This window comes from Pseudomonas sp. RIT-PI-o, assembly GCF_001297215.1.
Lineage (GTDB): Bacteria > Pseudomonadota > Gammaproteobacteria > Pseudomonadales > Pseudomonadaceae > Aquipseudomonas > Aquipseudomonas moraviensis_A.
Window position 1 is genome coordinate 117,779 of record NZ_LHPA01000005.1, and the last position, 16,305, is coordinate 134,083.

12 protein-coding genes are annotated in these 16,305 nt (G+C 61.0%); 7 read left to right on the forward strand and 5 right to left on the reverse strand.

The window, feature by feature from the left end; genetic code table 11:
- Nucleotides 1–11 precede the first annotated feature (11 nt).
- The 5 genes from trhO (at nt 12) to AEQ63_RS01150 (ending at nt 6,839) form a co-directional block, all read left to right on the forward strand.
- A complete protein-coding gene (gene trhO / locus AEQ63_RS01130) occupies nt 12–953 on the forward strand; it encodes an oxygen-dependent tRNA uridine(34) hydroxylase TrhO (RefSeq protein ID WP_064361494.1) in 942 nt (313 codons plus the stop codon).
- 35 nt (nt 954–988) lie between these two features.
- Complete coding sequence (locus tag AEQ63_RS01135; protein ID WP_172667887.1) at nt 989–1,591, forward strand: DsbA family protein; 603 nt, start codon at nt 989–991, stop codon at nt 1,589–1,591.
- The gene (locus AEQ63_RS01140; protein WP_064361495.1) at nt 1,584–3,401 is read left to right on the forward strand and encodes an ABC transporter ATP-binding protein; all 1,818 of its coding nucleotides are present in this window, start codon (nt 1,584–1,586) and stop codon (nt 3,399–3,401) included. Before AEQ63_RS01135 ends, AEQ63_RS01140 begins: the two co-directional genes overlap by 8 nt.
- 137 nt (nt 3,402–3,538) lie before the next feature.
- Nucleotides 3,539–5,998, forward strand: coding sequence for an EAL domain-containing protein (locus AEQ63_RS01145; protein ID WP_064361496.1), 2,460 nt, complete (start codon nt 3,539–3,541; stop codon nt 5,996–5,998).
- Between the two features lie 79 nt (nt 5,999–6,077).
- Entirely contained in the window at nt 6,078–6,839 is a 762-nt protein-coding gene (locus tag AEQ63_RS01150; protein ID WP_371919864.1) for a TenA family transcriptional regulator, read from the forward strand.
- A 102-nt stretch (nt 6,840–6,941) separates the two neighbouring features.
- On the opposite strand, the gene AEQ63_RS01155 is transcribed toward AEQ63_RS01150, so the two are convergent.
- The 5 genes from AEQ63_RS01155 to AEQ63_RS01175 all read right to left on the reverse strand — a co-directional run bounded on the left by AEQ63_RS01155 (nt 6,942) and on the right by AEQ63_RS01175 (nt 11,840).
- Entirely contained in the window at nt 6,942–7,868 is a 927-nt protein-coding gene (locus AEQ63_RS01155) for a GGDEF domain-containing protein (protein ID WP_042607945.1), read from the reverse strand.
- 361 nt (nt 7,869–8,229) lie between these two features.
- A complete protein-coding gene (locus AEQ63_RS01160; protein WP_064361498.1) occupies nt 8,230–8,970 on the reverse strand; it encodes a YciK family oxidoreductase in 741 nt (246 codons plus the stop codon).
- 102 nt (nt 8,971–9,072) lie between these two features.
- Nucleotides 9,073–9,744: an N-acetylmuramic acid 6-phosphate phosphatase MupP gene (gene mupP / locus AEQ63_RS01165; RefSeq protein WP_064361499.1), complete on the reverse strand. Its 672-nt coding sequence runs from the start codon at nt 9,742–9,744 to the stop codon at nt 9,073–9,075.
- A 4-nt stretch (nt 9,745–9,748) separates the two neighbouring features.
- Complete coding sequence (gene ubiG, locus AEQ63_RS01170; protein WP_024013875.1) at nt 9,749–10,447, reverse strand: bifunctional 2-polyprenyl-6-hydroxyphenol methylase/3-demethylubiquinol 3-O-methyltransferase UbiG; 699 nt, start codon at nt 10,445–10,447, stop codon at nt 9,749–9,751.
- Nucleotides 10,448–10,505: 58 nt separating this feature from the next.
- Nucleotides 10,506–11,840, reverse strand: coding sequence for a TRZ/ATZ family hydrolase (locus AEQ63_RS01175; protein ID WP_042607943.1), 1,335 nt, complete (start codon nt 11,838–11,840; stop codon nt 10,506–10,508).
- Between the two features lie 108 nt (nt 11,841–11,948).
- Here AEQ63_RS01175 and mtnA point away from each other — a divergent pair, with 108 nt between their 5' ends.
- Together mtnA and gyrA are read left to right on the forward strand one after the other, a co-directional pair.
- A complete protein-coding gene (gene mtnA / locus AEQ63_RS01180; RefSeq protein ID WP_042607942.1) occupies nt 11,949–13,025 on the forward strand; it encodes an S-methyl-5-thioribose-1-phosphate isomerase in 1,077 nt (358 codons plus the stop codon).
- Between the two features lie 423 nt (nt 13,026–13,448).
- Nucleotides 13,449–16,103: a DNA gyrase subunit A gene (gyrA, locus tag AEQ63_RS01185; RefSeq protein WP_064361500.1), complete on the forward strand. Its 2,655-nt coding sequence runs from the start codon at nt 13,449–13,451 to the stop codon at nt 16,101–16,103.
- Nucleotides 16,104–16,305: the final 202 nt, after the last annotated feature.

Here is a 16,305-nt window from a genome sequence, read left to right on the forward strand (position 1 = left end):
GAGAAATACCCATGACACAACCGATTGTCGTGGCGGCACTGTACAAGTTCGTCACTCTCGAAGATTACGTTGACCTGCGCGAGCCACTGCTGCAAGCGATGGTCGACAACGGCATCAAAGGCACCCTGTTGATCGCCGAAGAAGGCATCAACGGCACGGTTTCCGGCAGCCGTGAGGGTATCGATGGTCTGCTCGCCTGGCTGAAGAACGATCCGCGCATGGTCGACATCGACCACAAGGAATCCTACTGCGACGAGCAGCCGTTCTACCGCACCAAGGTCAAGCTGAAGAAAGAGATCGTCACCCTCGGCGTCGAAGGCGTTGACCCGAACAAGAAGGTTGGCACCTACGTCGAGCCGCAGGACTGGAATGCGCTGATCAGCGACCCGGAAGTGCTGCTGATCGACACGCGCAACGATTACGAAGTGTCGATCGGCACCTTCGAAGGCGCCATCGATCCGAAAACCACCAGTTTTCGCGAGTTTCCCGACTACATCAAAGAACACTTCGACCCGGCCGTGCACAAGAAGGTCGCGATGTTCTGCACCGGCGGCATTCGCTGCGAAAAAGCCTCGAGCTACATGCTCGGCGAAGGTTTCGAAGAGGTCTACCACCTCAAGGGCGGCATCCTGAAGTACCTCGAAGAGGTGCCGCAGGAAGAAACCAAGTGGCACGGCGACTGCTTCGTCTTCGACAACCGCGTGACCGTGCGTCACGACCTGACGGAAGGCGACTACGATCAATGTCATGCCTGCCGCACACCGGTCAGCGTTGAGGATCGCGCCTCCGAGCACTACGTCGCCGGCATCAGTTGCCCGCATTGCTGGGACAAGCTCAGCGAGAAGACCCGGCGCAGCGCCATCGATCGGCAAAAGCAGATCGAACTGGCCAAGGCGCGCAACCAGCCGCACCCGATCGGCTACAACTATAAGCAAGCATCCACCGAGGCTTAACCATGTCTGCGCGCCTGCTCTATGTGATGGATCCGATGTGTTCGTGGTGCTGGGGATTTGCTCCGGTGGCCAAGGCACTGGTCGAGCAGGCGCAGGCAGCCGGGGTCGAGCTGCATCTGGTGGTTGGCGGTTTGCGTACCGGCAGCGGTTCGGCACTGGAGCCGACCACGCGACGCTACATTCTTGAGCACTGGCAAGCGGTCACCGAGGCCACCGGCCAGCCGTTCAAATTCGACGGCGCGTTGCCTGACGGATTTGTCTACGACACCGAACCGGCCTGTCGCGCCATCGTGACCGCGCGCAGTCTGGCGCCGGATTGCGCGTGGACGTTGGTCGGGCTGATCCAGCAGGCGTTCTATGCCGAAGGTCGCGATGTCACTCAGGCCAGCGTGCTGGTCGAACTGGCGGAGCAGGCCGGTGTGCCGCGTATCGAATTCGCCGCGCTGTTCGATCATGCCGAGCAGCACAAGGCGACTCAGGCCGATTTCAGCTGGGTGCAGGATCTGGGCATCGCCGGATTCCCGACCCTGCTCGCCGAGCGCAACGGTCAACTGGCGCTGCTGACCAATGGCTATCAACCGCTCAGCGAGCTGTCGCCGTTGCTCGGCCGCTGGCTGGAGCGCGCGGCCTGTGTCTGACCGGGCCGATGACACGCCAGCCGTAGAGCGTGTCGACCGGCTGAGCTGGGCCGAAGTCCGGCGTCTGGCATTGCATCACAAGAAATCCCTGTGGATCGCCAACGGCGTGGCTGTGCTGGCGACGTTGTGCAGTGTGCCGATTCCGTTGCTGCTGCCATTGCTGGTCGACGAAGTCCTGCTCGGCCACGGCGATGCGGCACTGAAAGTCATGAACCATTTCCTGCCGAGCATGTGGCAGCAGGCGGCGGGTTATATCGGCCTGATGCTGGTGGTGACCCTGACTTTGCGTTGCAGCGCCCTATGTTTTGGTGTTTTGCAGTCGCGGCTGTTCGCGCGGCTGGCCAAGGACATCGTCTACCGGATTCGCATGCGTCTGATCGAACGGCTCAAGCGTATCTCCCTCGGCGAATACGAAAGCCTTGGCAGCGGTACGGTGACGACGCATCTGGTCACCGATCTGGACACGCTGGATAAATTCGTCGGCGAAACCCTTAGCCGCTTCCTTGTGGCCATGCTGACCCTGGTCGGCACCGCCAGCATCCTGATGTGGATGCACTGGAAGCTGGCGCTGCTGATTCTGCTGTTCAACCCGTTGGTGATCTACGCCACGGTGCAGTTGGGCAAACGTGTCAAACATCTGAAGAAACTGGAGAACGACAGCACTTCGCGCTTCACCCAGGCGCTGAGTGAAACCCTCGATGCGATTCAGGAAGTGCGCGCCGGCAACCGCCAGGGCTATTTCCTCGGGCGCCTCGGGTTGCGAGCGCAGGAAGTGCGCAACTACGCGGTCAACTCGCAGTGGAAAACCGACGCCTCGAATCGCGCCAGTGGTTTGCTGTTCCAGTTCGGCATCGACATCTTCCGCGCAGCAGCGATGCTCACCGTGCTGTTTTCCGACCTGTCGATCGGCCAGATGCTCGCGGTGTTCAGTTACCTGTGGTTCATGATCGGCCCGGTCGAACAGTTGCTTAACCTGCAATACGCCTACTACGCGGCGGGCGGCGCACTGGCGCGGATCAATGAACTGCTGGCGCGCGCCGACGAGCCGCAGTATCCCGGCGGCGTCGATCCGTTCAAGGGCCGCGACACCGTCGGCATCGAGGTGCAAGGCCTGAGCTTCGGTTATGGCGACGAGCTGGTGCTGGATCAGATGAACCTGTCGATCCTGCCCGGCGAGAAAGTTGCGATTGTCGGCGCCAGCGGCGGCGGCAAGAGTACTTTGGTGCAGCTGCTGTTGGGCCTGTACACGCCAGCGGCCGGGACCATTCGCTTTGGCGGGTCGACCCAGCAGGAAATCGGTCTGGAGACGGTGCGCGAGAACGTCGCGGTGGTGCTGCAGCATCCGGCACTGTTCAACGACAGCGTGCGCGCCAACCTGACCATGGGCCGGATTCGCAGCGACGAAGCCTGCTGGCAGGCTCTGGAAATTGCGCAAATGGCCTCGACCATCCGCGCGCTGCCAGATGGCCTCGACAGCATCGTCGGTCGTTCCGGCGTGCGTTTGTCCGGCGGCCAGCGCCAACGTCTGGCGATCGCACGGATGATCCTCGCCGAGCCGAAAGTGGTCATTCTCGACGAAGCCACCTCGGCCCTCGACGCCGCCACCGAGTACAACCGGCATCAGGCGATGGCGAAATTTCTCAACGGTCGCACCACATTGATCATTGCCCATCGCCTTTCGGCGGTTAAGCAGGCGGACCGGGTGCTGGTGTTCGACGGCGGGCAGATCGCCGAGGACGGCGACCATCGCCAACTGATCGCCGACGGCGGTCTGTACGCCAAGCTCTACGGCAACTTGCAACAGCACTGATCGAAACCTTCGCCGACCTGTCAGACGTTCTGCGCGCGGTGTAAGGCCGCGCCTTGCCTTGAACGAGAACCCCACCTAGTCTCGTCATAGCGAATTCGCCCGGAAGGCGAGCGGGCAGTGCTCATGCAAGGACTCTCATGAAGCAAAAGCAGACTCTGGGAACACCACGGTTGTTGGGTATCGTCTGGCCCTTTATTGCTGTCGTGGTGTTCCAGGCATTACTCGGGGGCGTGAGCCTTTACGTGCTTTCGGCCGTGCGTGGCTACGTGGCTGGCGAAAGCCTGTGGTCCAAGGGCCAGAAAGACGCCATCTATTATTTGAACCTCTACGCCGACAGCCGTGACGAGGCGATCTACCGCAAGTACCTGACGGCCATCGCCGTGCCCCAGGGCGGGCACGAATTGCGCTTGGCGCTGGATCGTCAGCCGCCGGATCTGCAGGCCGCGCGCGAAGGCATACTCAAGGGCGGCAATCACCCCGACGACGTCTCCAGCCTGATCTGGCTGTACCTCAATTTTCGCCATTTCAGTTATCTCGAAACGGCGATCGAGCGCTGGACCGTCGGCGACGCCTATCTCGACCGACTGCACGAAGTCGCGCAGGAGATGCATCAGGGCATGGCCCGGAACCAGGCCAGCCCTGGCGATGTGCAGCGCTGGAAAGTGCAGATCTTCGCCATCAACGATGCCGTGACCCCGGCAGCCAGGGCTTTCAGCGATGCCTTGGGCGAAGGGTCGCGGGTGATCATGCGGATTTTGCTGTTCACCAACCTGGCCACCGCGCTGGGTCTGATCGTGCTGGCGCTGTGGCGCACGCACAAACTGCTCAAACAACGACATGAATTTGCCCAGGCACTGCAACTGGAGAAGGATCGCGCGCACATCACCTTGCAGTCGATTGGCGATGGCGTGATCACCACCGACGTCAACGGCGCGATCGATTACATGAACCCGGCCGCCGAGGCCATGACCCACTGGAAGGCCGAGCAGGCGGCGGGGCTGCCGCTGTCGGCGCTGTTCAACCTGCTCGACGAGAATGCCCAGACCGAAGGGCTGACCTTGATCGAGCACATTCTCAGCGGTCAGCTCAGCGGCGGCAGCGAGCATTCCAAATTGATTCAGCGTCTGGATGGCAGCACGTTGTCGGTGACCCTGGTCGGTGCGCCGATCCGCAATGCCGGCAATGTCAGCGGCACCGTGCTGGTGTTGCACGACATGACCCAGGAGCGGCAGTACATCGCCAATCTGTCGTGGCAGGCGACCCATGATGCGCTGACCGGGCTGGCCAACCGCCGCGAATTCGAATATCGCCTCGAACAGGCCTTGCACAACCTGACACGCCAGCCCGGGCGGCATGCGCTGATGTTCCTCGACCTGGACCAGTTCAAACTGGTCAACGACACCTGCGGCCATGCGGCAGGCGATGAGTTGTTGCGGCATATCTGCACGCTGCTGCAATCGGGCCTGCGCGAGGGCGACACGCTGGCGCGGCTGGGCGGCGACGAATTCGGCATCCTGCTGGAGAACTGCCCGCCGGAGGTGGCGGAGAAGATTGCCGAGAGCCTGCGCCAGACCGTGCAGAACCTGCATTTTGTCTGGAAAGGGCGGCCGTTTCTGACCACGGTCAGTATCGGCCTGGTCCACGTGGCGCAGAATCCGACCACCCTTGAGGCCTCGCTGCGGGCGGCAGACATGGCCTGCTACATGGCCAAGGAAAAGGGCCGCAACCGCGTGCAGGTCTATCACGCCGACGATTCCGAACTGTCCATGCGCTTCGGTGAAATGGCCTGGGTGCAACGGCTGCACATGGCGCTGGAGGAAAACCGCTTCTGCCTGTATGCCCAACAGATCGCGCCGCTCAAGCCGCAACCCGGTCAGGCCGGGCACATCGAGATCCTCCTGCGTTTGCACGATGAGTCGGGGCGGATGATTTTGCCGGACAGCTTTATTCCGGCGGCAGAGCGCTATGGTTTGATGACCCAGTTAGATCGCTGGGTAGTTCAGAACGTGTTTAAGGTAATTGCTCAGTGTATTGAGCAGGAACATGAACTTCCGTTAGCGATGTGTGCGATTAATCTGTCAGGCATTACTATCGGAGATGACGCGTTTTTGCACTTCCTGCGCGAACAGTTTGTTAACTACGCTATACCGCCTGAAATGATTTGTTTTGAAATTACTGAAACCAGTGCAATCGCCAATCTTGGCAGCGCAATTCGTTTTATCAATGAACTCAAAGGCTTAGGTTGTCACTTTTCCCTGGATGACTTTTGTGCCGGAATGTCTTCATTCGCTTACTTGAAACATTTGCCTGTAGACTTCCTGAAGATCGACGGGAGTTTCGTAAAGGACATGCTGGACGACCCGATTAATCGGGCAATGGTCGAGGTGATCAATCACATCGGCCATGTTATGGGTAAGCAGACAATTGCCGAGTTTGTTGAAACTAACCAGATCGAACAGGCATTGCTTGAAATAGGTGTGGATTACGCTCAGGGTTATGTCATAGAGCGTCCGCAGTTATTTACCTGTGACAGTTTGCAAAGTCGCCCTGCCAGACCGCAGCCGTTGTTGTTCAAAGCGCCTGGCACGTTCCGTTGAAGTCTCTCGCCGATCCTTGCCATCACAACTCAAAAGGAGCCGAACAGTGATCGACACATTCAACCGAACCGGACCCCTCATGGAAGCTGCAAGTTATCCTGCCTGGGCACAACAGCTCATCAAGGATTGCAGCGAGAGCAAGCGCCGGGTTGTCGAACATGAACTTTATCAGCGCATGCGTGACAACAAACTCAGCGCGAAAACCATGCGCCAGTACCTGATCGGCGGCTGGCCGGTGGTCGAGCAGTTTGCCTTGTACATGGCGCAGAACCTCACCAAGACCCGTTTCGCCCGCCATCCCGGCGAGGACATGGCGCGGCGCTGGCTGATGCGCAACATCCGCGTCGAACTCAATCACGCCGACTACTGGATGCACTGGAGCCGCGCCCATGGCGTCAGCCTCGAAGATCTCCAGGCTCAGCAAGTGCCACCGGAGCTGCACGCCCTGAGTCACTGGTGCTGGCACACCAGCTCGGCGGATTCGCTGATCGTCGCGATCGCCGCGACCAACTATGCGATCGAGGGCGCGACCGGGGAGTGGTCAGCGGTGGTCTGCTCGACCGGGGTCTATGCGGCGGCGTTCCCGGAAGAGGACCGCAAGCGCGCGATGAAGTGGTTGAAGATGCACGCCCAGTACGATGATGCCCATCCGTGGGAAGCGCTGGAAATCATCTGCACCCTGGCCGGCCTGAACCCGACCAAGGCTTTGCAGGCCGAGCTGCGGCAGGCGATCTGCAAGAGCTACGACTACATGTATCTGTTCCTCGAACGGTGCATGCAGCTTGAAACGTCGGAGCGGTTGCTGGTCAACCGCGAGCGCAGGACCGTAACCGAGAGCTGATAGAACTGTGGGAGCGAGCCTGCTCGCGAAAGCGGTGGGTCATTCAACGAATCGTTGTCTGACACTCCCTCTTCGCGAGCAGGCTCGCTCCCACAATGATTTCTAGCCGGCCATCGCCAGCCGGTTACGCCCCTCGCGCTTTGCGACATAGAGCGCACTGTCCGCGCGGCGCAGCAAGCTGTCCGCCGATTCGCCCGGCAACAACGTCGAGCATCCCAGGCTCACGGTGATCTCGATCAACTGGCCATCGGCGAAATATTCCTCCGACTGCGTCGCCTGGCGCAAACGCTCGCCGACCATCGCCGCCGCTTCACGGCCGGTGTTGGACAGCAGGATCAGAAACTCCTCGCCGCCATAACGGAACACCATGTCGACGTTGCGCAGCTGCGCCTTGATCGACGCTGCGATAGCCTTGAGCACGTCATCCCCGGCGCCGTGGCCGTGTTCGTCGTTGACCCGTTTGAAGTGGTCGATGTCGAGCATCAGCACCGACAGCGGCTGCACATGGCGGCGCGACATGTCGATCTCGCGCTGTAAGGTCTGCTCCATCGCCACGCGATTGCCGGCGCCGGTCAACGGGTCGCGCAAGGCACTTTGAGTGGCGGCGCGATAGAGCAGGGCGTTGCGCATCGGATAGAGCAGGCAGGACAGCAGCGACTCGAGATCGCCCTGTTCCTTGTCGTTGAAACGCTGATTGCGGCGGAAGACCAGCTCGCCCATGTGCTCGCCTTCGTGGCTCAGGGTGTAGCTGACCGAATGGTGGCCGCGCGCGCCGAACTCCAGGCGCAGATCACTGGCCTTATGCACGTAGCTCAGCGCGTCCAACGGCACCAGGCGCTGAATTTCGCGGAAAAAGAGGCCAAGGATGCGCTGTGGCTCAAGGCTGGTTTGCAGTTGCAGGCTCATTTGCTGACGCAATTGCGCCAGGCTGGTCGGGCGCTCGATCAGCGCCGGTAGTTGACCGAAGCCCAGGCGCTGCAATTTGGCACTGTCAAAGTCAATTGCATGGGTCTGGGAAGGAGATTTCATATGGCGTGAGCCCCTAAGCAGTAAGTCTGTCTTACAGGCTGGGTGAGAGCGGCTATGGGCTGCGCGTCGTACTGATCCATCAGTCCCGTAGGACGTTTGGCGTAAGTTTAGTCTGCCGCAGGACGATCAGTCAGCTATCGAAATCGGCGTTGCCCCATGGCCATCACACGGCATGTTTTGAGGGAATTTAGAGCGAAACCCGTGCCATTCGGTTCGATTTTATTTAAAGCTTTTCGAATCAATGACTTGCTGAAAGGTGCCAGCGTCTAGCGCTGGGTAATTGGCGGCTTTGTGACGCTTCTGAGCGGCAATGGTTTGCCGCGACAGCATTCTGCCGCGGCAACAAATGCGACGTATGGCGTTATTGAGCGTTGAAAGCCTGGCCATTGACGCCTGTGCTGTCGGGACCCATCAGGTACAGATACACCGGCATGATCTCTTCCGGCGTCGGGTTGTTCAGCGGATTTTCCGCCGGGTACGCCTGCGCACGCATGCTGGTGCGGGTGCCGCCGGGGTTGATGCTGTTGGAGCGCACCGGCGCCACGCCTTCGACTTCGTCGGCCAGGGTTTGCATCAGGCCTTCGGTGGCGAATTTCGACACGCCGTAGGCGCCCCAATACGCACGGCCCTTGCGCCCGACGCTGCTGGAGGTGAACACCACCGAAGCATCCTGGGACAGCTTGAGCAGCGGCAGCAAGGTGCTGGTCAGCATGAACATCGCGTTGACGTTGACCTGCATGACGCGCATGAAGTTTTCGCCGGACAGTTGCTCGATCGGCGTGCGTGGGCCGATGATCGAGGCGTTGTGCAGCAGCCCGTCGAGGTGGCCGAACTCGGTTTCGATCATCGCTGCCAGTTCATCGTACTGATGGGGCAGGGCAGTCTCAAGGTTGAACGGGATCACCGCCGGCTGCGGATAACCGGCCGCTTCGATCTCGTCGTAGACCTCGGTCAGATTGGCCTCTGTCTTGCCCAGCAGCAGCACGGTGGCGCCGTGTGCGGCATAGGTCTTCGCCGCAGCCGCGCCAATGCCACGACCGGCACCCGTGACGAGGATGACCCGGTCCTTGAGCAATTCGGGGCGAGCGGTGTAATCAAACATAAAAACCTCATAGTCCTTAAAAGATCGCAGCCTTCGGCAGCTCCTACATGGGTATGCATTCTCCTGTAGGAGCTGCCGAAGGCTGCGATCTTTTGATTTTGGTCAGCAGTTGCACAGCGCGCTATCGAGCACCTTGCGCAACTCCAGCGGGTGATCCACGACCACGTCCGCGCCCCAATGCCGCGGGTTGTCATCAGGGTGAATGTAGCCGTAGGTCACCGCAGCGGTCTTGGTGCCGGCGTCGCGGCCCGATTCGATATCGCGCAGATCATCGCCGATAAACAGCACGGTCGACGGATCCAGATCAAGCATCTTGCAGGCGAGGATCAACGGCTCCGGGTCCGGCTTGCTGTTCTTCACATGGTCCGGGCAGATCAGCAGCGCCGAACGCTCGGCCAGCCCAAGACGTTGCATGATCGGCTCGGCGAAGCGCACCGGTTTGTTGGTGACCACACCCCAGATCAGATTGGCCTTTTCGATGTCGGCGAGCAGTTCGCTCATGCCGTCGAACAGTCTGCTGTGCACTGCGCAGCCGACCAGATAGCGCTCGAGAAACTCCAGGCGCAGCTCCTCGAAGCCTGGCGATTCCGGGTCCATCGAGAACGTCACTGCGACCATCGCCTTGGCGCCGCCGGAGATTTCATCGCGAATGTGCTTGTCGTTGATCGGCGGCAAACCGCGATCGGCGCGCATTGCCTGGCAGATGGCAATGAAGTCCGGCGCGGTGTCGAGCAGGGTGCCGTCCATGTCGAAAAGTACCGCTCTGATGGCCATCGGCTTATTCCTCGCGCAGGGTCTGGATCATGTAGTTGACGTCAACGTCGTTGGCCAGCTTGTAGTGCTTGGTCAGCGGGTTGTAGGTCAGACCGATGATGTCCTTGACGGTCAGGCCGGCCATGCGGCTCCACGCGCCGAGCTCGGACGGGCGAATGAATTTCTTGAAATCATGGGTGCCGCGCGGCAGCAGCTTCATGATGTATTCGGCGCCGATGATCGCGAACAGATACGCCTTCGGGTTGCGGTTGATGGTCGAGAAGAACACCTGGCCGCCCGGCTTGACCATGCGGAAACAGGCGCGGATCACCGAGGATGGATCCGGCACGTGCTCGAGCATTTCCAGGCAGGTGACCACGTCGAACTGCTCGGGCATCTCGTCAGCGAGGGCTTCGGCGGTGATCTGCCGGTATTCGACGCTGACCCCGGATTCCAGCTGATGCAGTTGCGCGACCGCCAGCGGCGCTTCGCCCATATCGATGCCCATCACCGTGGCGCCGCGCTGGGCCATGGCTTCGCTGAGGATGCCGCCGCCGCAGCCGACGTCGAGGACTTTCTTGCCGGCCAGGTTGACCCGTTCGTCGATCCAGTTGACCCGCAGCGGGTTGATGTCATGCAGTGGCTTGAATTCGCTTTCGCGGTCCCACCAGCGATGGGCCAGGGCCTCGAATTTGGCGATTTCGGCGTGGTCGACGTTGCTCATGTTCAATTCCTCGAAAAACCTGAAAAGGGCTGTAGCCGCGGATATTGCGCCGCGGTGTTTACGATTCGGTATGGCCGCTGATGCGCTGGCCCCAGTGGCGGGCGGTCTCGCCCAGCTGTTGTTCGTCCATGCGGGTCAGGCGCCGATCGTCGAGCAGTTGTTTGCCGGCGACCCACAGGTGTTTCACGCAATCGCGCCCGGTGGCATAGATCAACTGCGACACCGGGTCGTACACCGGTTGCTGCGCCAGACCGGACAGGTCGAAAGCGACGATGTCCGCGGCCTTGCCGATCTCCAGCGAGCCGACCTGCGTCTCGATGCCCAATGCACGGGCGCCGTTCAGCGTGGCCATGCGCAAGGCGCGATGGGCATCCAGCGCGGTGGCGGAGCCAGCGACGGCTTTGGCCAGCAGGGCGGCAGTGCGGGTTTCCCCGAGCAGGTCGAGATCATTGTTGCTCGCCGCGCCATCGGTGCCGACAGCCACATTGACCCCAGCCTGCCACAAACGCTCGACCGGGCAGAAGCCGCTGGCCAGTTTGAGGTTGGATTCCGGGCAGTGGATCACGCTGCTGTTGCTTTCTACCAGCAGGGCGAGGTCGTCATCGCTGATCTGGGTCATGTGCACGGCCTGGAACCGCGGGCCGAGCAGGCCAAGGCGAGCGAGGCGCGCCAGTGGCCGTTCGCCTGTCTGCTCGACGGCCTGCTGCACCTCGAATGCGGTTTCGTGCACGTGCATGTGGATCGAGGCGTCCAGCTCCTCGGCGATCACCCTGATTTTCTCGAGGTTCTCATCGCCGACGGTGTAGGGTGCATGAGGGCCGAAAGTGATCTTGATGCGTTCGTGATGCTTGAGGTCGCCGAACAATTCGACGCCCTGACGAATGGCTTCGTCGGCGCTGCTGGCACCGGGGATCGGGAAATCGAGGATCGGAATGGCGATCTGCGCGCGGATGCCGCTGTTGTGCACGCGCTCGCTCGCGACTTTCGGGAAGAAATACATGTCCGAAAAACAGCTGATGCCGCCCTTGATCTGCTCGGCGATCGCCAGATCGGTGCCGTCGCGGACGAAGTCTTCATCGACCCATTTGCCTTCGGCCGGCCAGATGTGATTTTCCAGCCAGGTCATCAGCGGCAGATCGTCGGCCAGGCCCCGGAACAGTGTCATCGCCGCATGGCCGTGGGCGTTGATCAGCCCCGGCGCCAGCAAGATATCCGGCAGTTCACGGATTTGCGTGGCGTTACACTTCAATGCTTCAGCCCGCGGGCCGATAAATACGATGCGACCATCACGGATGCCCAGGCCGTGCTCCTTGAGCACCACGCCTGCAGGTTCGACGGGAACCAGCCAAGTCGGCAGCAATAACAGGTCGAGCGCAATGGCAGGTTTCGGCATCGAGGGTCGGTTCCAGTGCTTTTGTAAAGGATGGCGAAGTATACCCGAGCGTCTTCGCGGGGGGATCGCTATAATCGGCGGCTTTTGTTCATGAGTGCGGGGTGTGGGATGCGCGATCGACTGTTGGCTGCGGAGAAAGTGAAGGCCATCGATTGGCGTGATGGCGCGCTGCACCTGCTGGATCAGCGTATTTTGCCGTTCGAGGAAACCTGGATCGCTTACACCAGCGCCGCCGGCGTGGCCGAGGCGATTCGCTCGATGGTCGTGCGTGGCGCGCCGGCCATCGGCATCAGCGCGGCCTATGGCATCGTCCTCGCGGCGCGGGCGCGGATTGCCGAGGGTGGCGACTGGTACGCGGCGCTGGAAGAGGATTTTGCCCTGCTGGCGGATTCGCGGCCGACTGCGGTCAATCTGTTCTGGGCGCTAGGCCGCATGCACGATCGCCTGGATCGTTTGAAGAGCAACGCCGATCCGCTGGCGGCGCTCGAGGCCGAAGCCATCGCCATTCACCAAAGCGACCGCGAAGCCAACCTGACCATGGCGCAACTCGGCGTCGATCTGATTCGCAAGCATCAGGGCAACGCTCAGGCCATTCTGACTCACTGCAACACTGGCGCGCTGGCGACCGGCGGGTTCGGTACTGCGCTGGGTGTGATCCGCGCCGCTTATATAGAAGGCATGGTCGAGCGCGTCTACGCCGACGAAACCCGACCGTGGCTGCAGGGCTCGCGGCTGACCGCGTGGGAGCTGGCCAACGAAGGCATTCCGGTGACCCTGAACGCCGACTCCGCCGCCGCGCACATCATGAAAACCAAAGGCGTGACCTGGGTGATCGTCGGCGCTGATCGCATCACTGCCAATGGCGACGTGGCGAACAAGATCGGGACTTATCAACTGGCGGTGAACGCCATGCATCATGGCGTGCGCTTCATGGTGGTGGCGCCGAGTTCGACCATCGACATGAATCTGGCCAGCGGCGATGACATCCCGATCGAAGAGCGTGATGGCGCCGAGCTGCTGGAAGTTGGCGGCAAACGCGTCGGTGCCGACGTTGAAGCGTTCAACCCGGTGTTCGATGTCACTCCGGCGGATCTGATCGACGCGATCGTCACCGAAAAAGGCATCGTCGAGCGGCCGGACACCGCGAAAATGGCCCAGCTGATGTGCCGCAAGCGCCTGCATTGACAGGCTCTGGTCTTGCATTGAGCCCTTCGCGAGCAGGCTCGCTCCCACAGGTTTCGTGATCGCCACAGACCATTGTGGGAGCGAGCCTGCTCGCGAAGAGGCCGGTAAAGTCAATAAACAACTCCAATTCAGGCCGAGATTTCACGTTCAACGAAGCTCTGAGCCTCTCTCGTCCCCCTCAAGCCTGTCATCGGTCAACTAACTATGCTCCATGCGCATCTGGGGGATAGGTGCGTGGCGGCCTTTGTGATAACATCCGGCGTTTTCCGAGGCGGCTCCACGGAGCTGTCTTTACTGCGCAAATCCGCGATCCAATGTTGATTTGTCGTAAGTCGGCGCATGGCACTCGGCCGGCCCCGACGAGCTTCGTTGCTCCCACATGGATATGACGAAGTTTCACCAGAAAAAGGAATCAGGCTTCTCATGGGCGAACTGGCCAAAGAAATCCTCCCGGTCAATATCGAAGACGAGCTGAAACAGTCCTACCTCGACTACGCAATGAGCGTGATCGTCGGCCGTGCACTGCCGGATGCGCGCGATGGCCTCAAGCCCGTGCACCGTCGCGTACTGTTCGCGATGAGCGAGCTGGGCAACGACTACAACAAGCCGTACAAGAAATCTGCCCGTGTCGTCGGCGACGTGATCGGTAAGTATCACCCGCACGGCGACACTGCCGTGTACGACACCATCGTTCGTATGGCCCAGCCTTTCTCCCTGCGCTACCTGCTGGTCGACGGCCAGGGCAACTTCGGTTCGGTCGACGGCGACAACGCCGCGGCCATGCGATACACCGAAGTGCGCATGACCAAGCTGGCGCACGAGCTGCTGGCTGACTTGCACAAGGAAACCGTGGACTGGGTGCCGAACTACGACGGCACCGAACTGATCCCGGCGGTCATGCCGACCCGCGTACCGAACCTCCTGGTCAACGGTTCCAGCGGTATCGCCGTGGGCATGGCGACCAACATTCCCCCGCACAACCTCGGTGAAGTCATCGACGGTTGCCTGGCCCTCATCGACAACCCCGAGCTGACCGTCGATGAGCTGATGCAATACATCCCCGGTCCGGACTTCCCGACTGCCGCGATCATCAACGGTCGCGCCGGCATCATCGAAGCCTATCGCACCGGTCGCGGGCGCATTTACATGCGTGCCCGCTCGATCATCGAAGACATCGACAAGGTCGGTGGCCGTCAGCAGATCGTCATCACCGAACTGCCTTACCAGTTGAACAAGGCGCGTCTGATCGAGAAAATCGCCGAACTGGTCAAGGAGAAGAAGCTCGAAGGTATCACCGAGCTGCGTGACGAGTCCGACAAGGACGGTATGCGCGTCGTGATCGAACTGCGTCGCGGCGAAGTGCCTGAGGTGATCCTCAACAACCTCTACGCCCAGACCCAGCTGCAATCGGTGTTCGGTATCAACATCGTCGCGCTGATCGACGGCCGTCCGCGCATCCTCAATCTCAAGGATCTGCTGGAAGCCTTCGTCCGTCACCGTCGCGAAGTGGTCACCCGCCGTACCGTGTTCGAACTGCGCAAGGCGCGCGAGCGCGGGCACATTCTCGAAGGTCAGGCCGTTGCCCTGTCGAACATCGACCCGGTGATCGCCCTGATCAAGGCCTCGCCAACGCCGTCGGAAGCCAAGGAAGCGCTGATCAGCACGCCTTGGGAATCCTCGGCAGTGGTGGCGATGGTTGAACGTGCCGGTGCCGATTCGTGCCGTCCGGAAAACCTCGATCCGCAATACGGTCTGCGCGAAGGCAAGTACTTCCTTTCGCCAGAACAGGCTCAAGCCATTCTCGAACTGCGCCTGCACCGCCTGACCGGTCTGGAGCACGAGAAGCTGCTGGCCGAGTACCAGGAGATCCTCAACCAGATCGGCGAGCTGATCCGCATCCTCAACAGCGCTGTGCGCCTGATGGAAGTGATCCGCGAAGAGCTGGAAGTGATTCGCGCCGAATACGGCGACGTGCGCCGCACCGAAATTCTCGATGCCCGTCTCGACCTGACCCTGGGTGACATGATCCCGGAAGAAGAGCGCGTCGTGACGATCTCCCACGGTGGCTACGCCAAGACCCAGCCGCTGGCTGCGTACCAGGCTCAGCGTCGTGGCGGCAAAGGCAAGTCGGCCACCGGCGTCAAGGACGAGGACTACATCGCTCACCTGCGGGTCGCCAACAGCCACACCACGCTGCTGCTGTTCTCCAGCAAGGGCAAGGTGTACTGGCTGAAGACCTACGAAATTCCGGAAGCATCCCGCGCGGCCCGTGGTCGTCCGCTGGTCAACCTGCTGCCCCTGGATGACGGTGAATACATCACCACCATGCTGCCGGTCGAGGAATATACCGAAGGTCACTACATCTTCATGGCCACCGCCAACGGCACCGTGAAGAAGACCCCGCTGGAATCCTTCAGCCGTCAGCGCAGCGTCGGTCTGATCGCGCTGGAGCTGGACGAAGGCGACGTGCTGATCTCTGCGGCCATCACCGATGGCGAGCGCGAAGTGATGCTGTTCTCCGACGGCGGCAAGGTCACCCGCTTCAAAGAGTCCGATGTACGTGCCATGGGCCGTACCGCGCGCGGCGTGCGCGGCATGCGTCTGCCGGAAGGGCAGAAGCTGATTTCCATGCTGATCCCGGAAGAAGGCAGCCAGATCCTCACCGCTTCCGAGCGTGGTTATGGCAAGCGCACCGCGATCACCGAGTTCCCTGAATACAAGCGTGGCGGCCAGGGCGTGATCGCCATGGTCAGCAACGAGCGTAACGGCCGTCTGGTCGGCGCGGTGCAGGTGCTCGACGGTGAAGAAATCATGCTGATCTCCGATCAGGGCACTCTGGTGCGTACCCGTGTCGGCGAAGTGTCGAGCCTGGGCCGTAACACTCAGGGCGTGACGCTGATCAAGCTGGCCAAGGATGAAACCCTGGTCGGGCTGGAGCGGGTCCAGGAGCCTTCGGAAGTCGAAGGCGAAGAGCTCGAAGGTGAAGAGGGCGAGGAGTTCGCAGGCAGCGTCGGCATCGACGAGGCAGGTGAAGACCAGCAACTCGACGCCGCAGCTGACGAAGAACCGCAGGAATAAGCGGACAAACGAGGGGGCGGATGAGAATTCGCCCCCTTGTTATTTGTCCGGTATGAATTTTCGACATCATGGAGCCCCCTGTGGGAGCGAGCCTGCTCGCGAAAGCAGGCGCTGCGGTACCTCTGAAGCACCGCGGTGATGCATTCGCGAGCAGGCTCGCTCCCACAGGGCCATGTTGATCGGTAGTGTGATTTATTGCGTG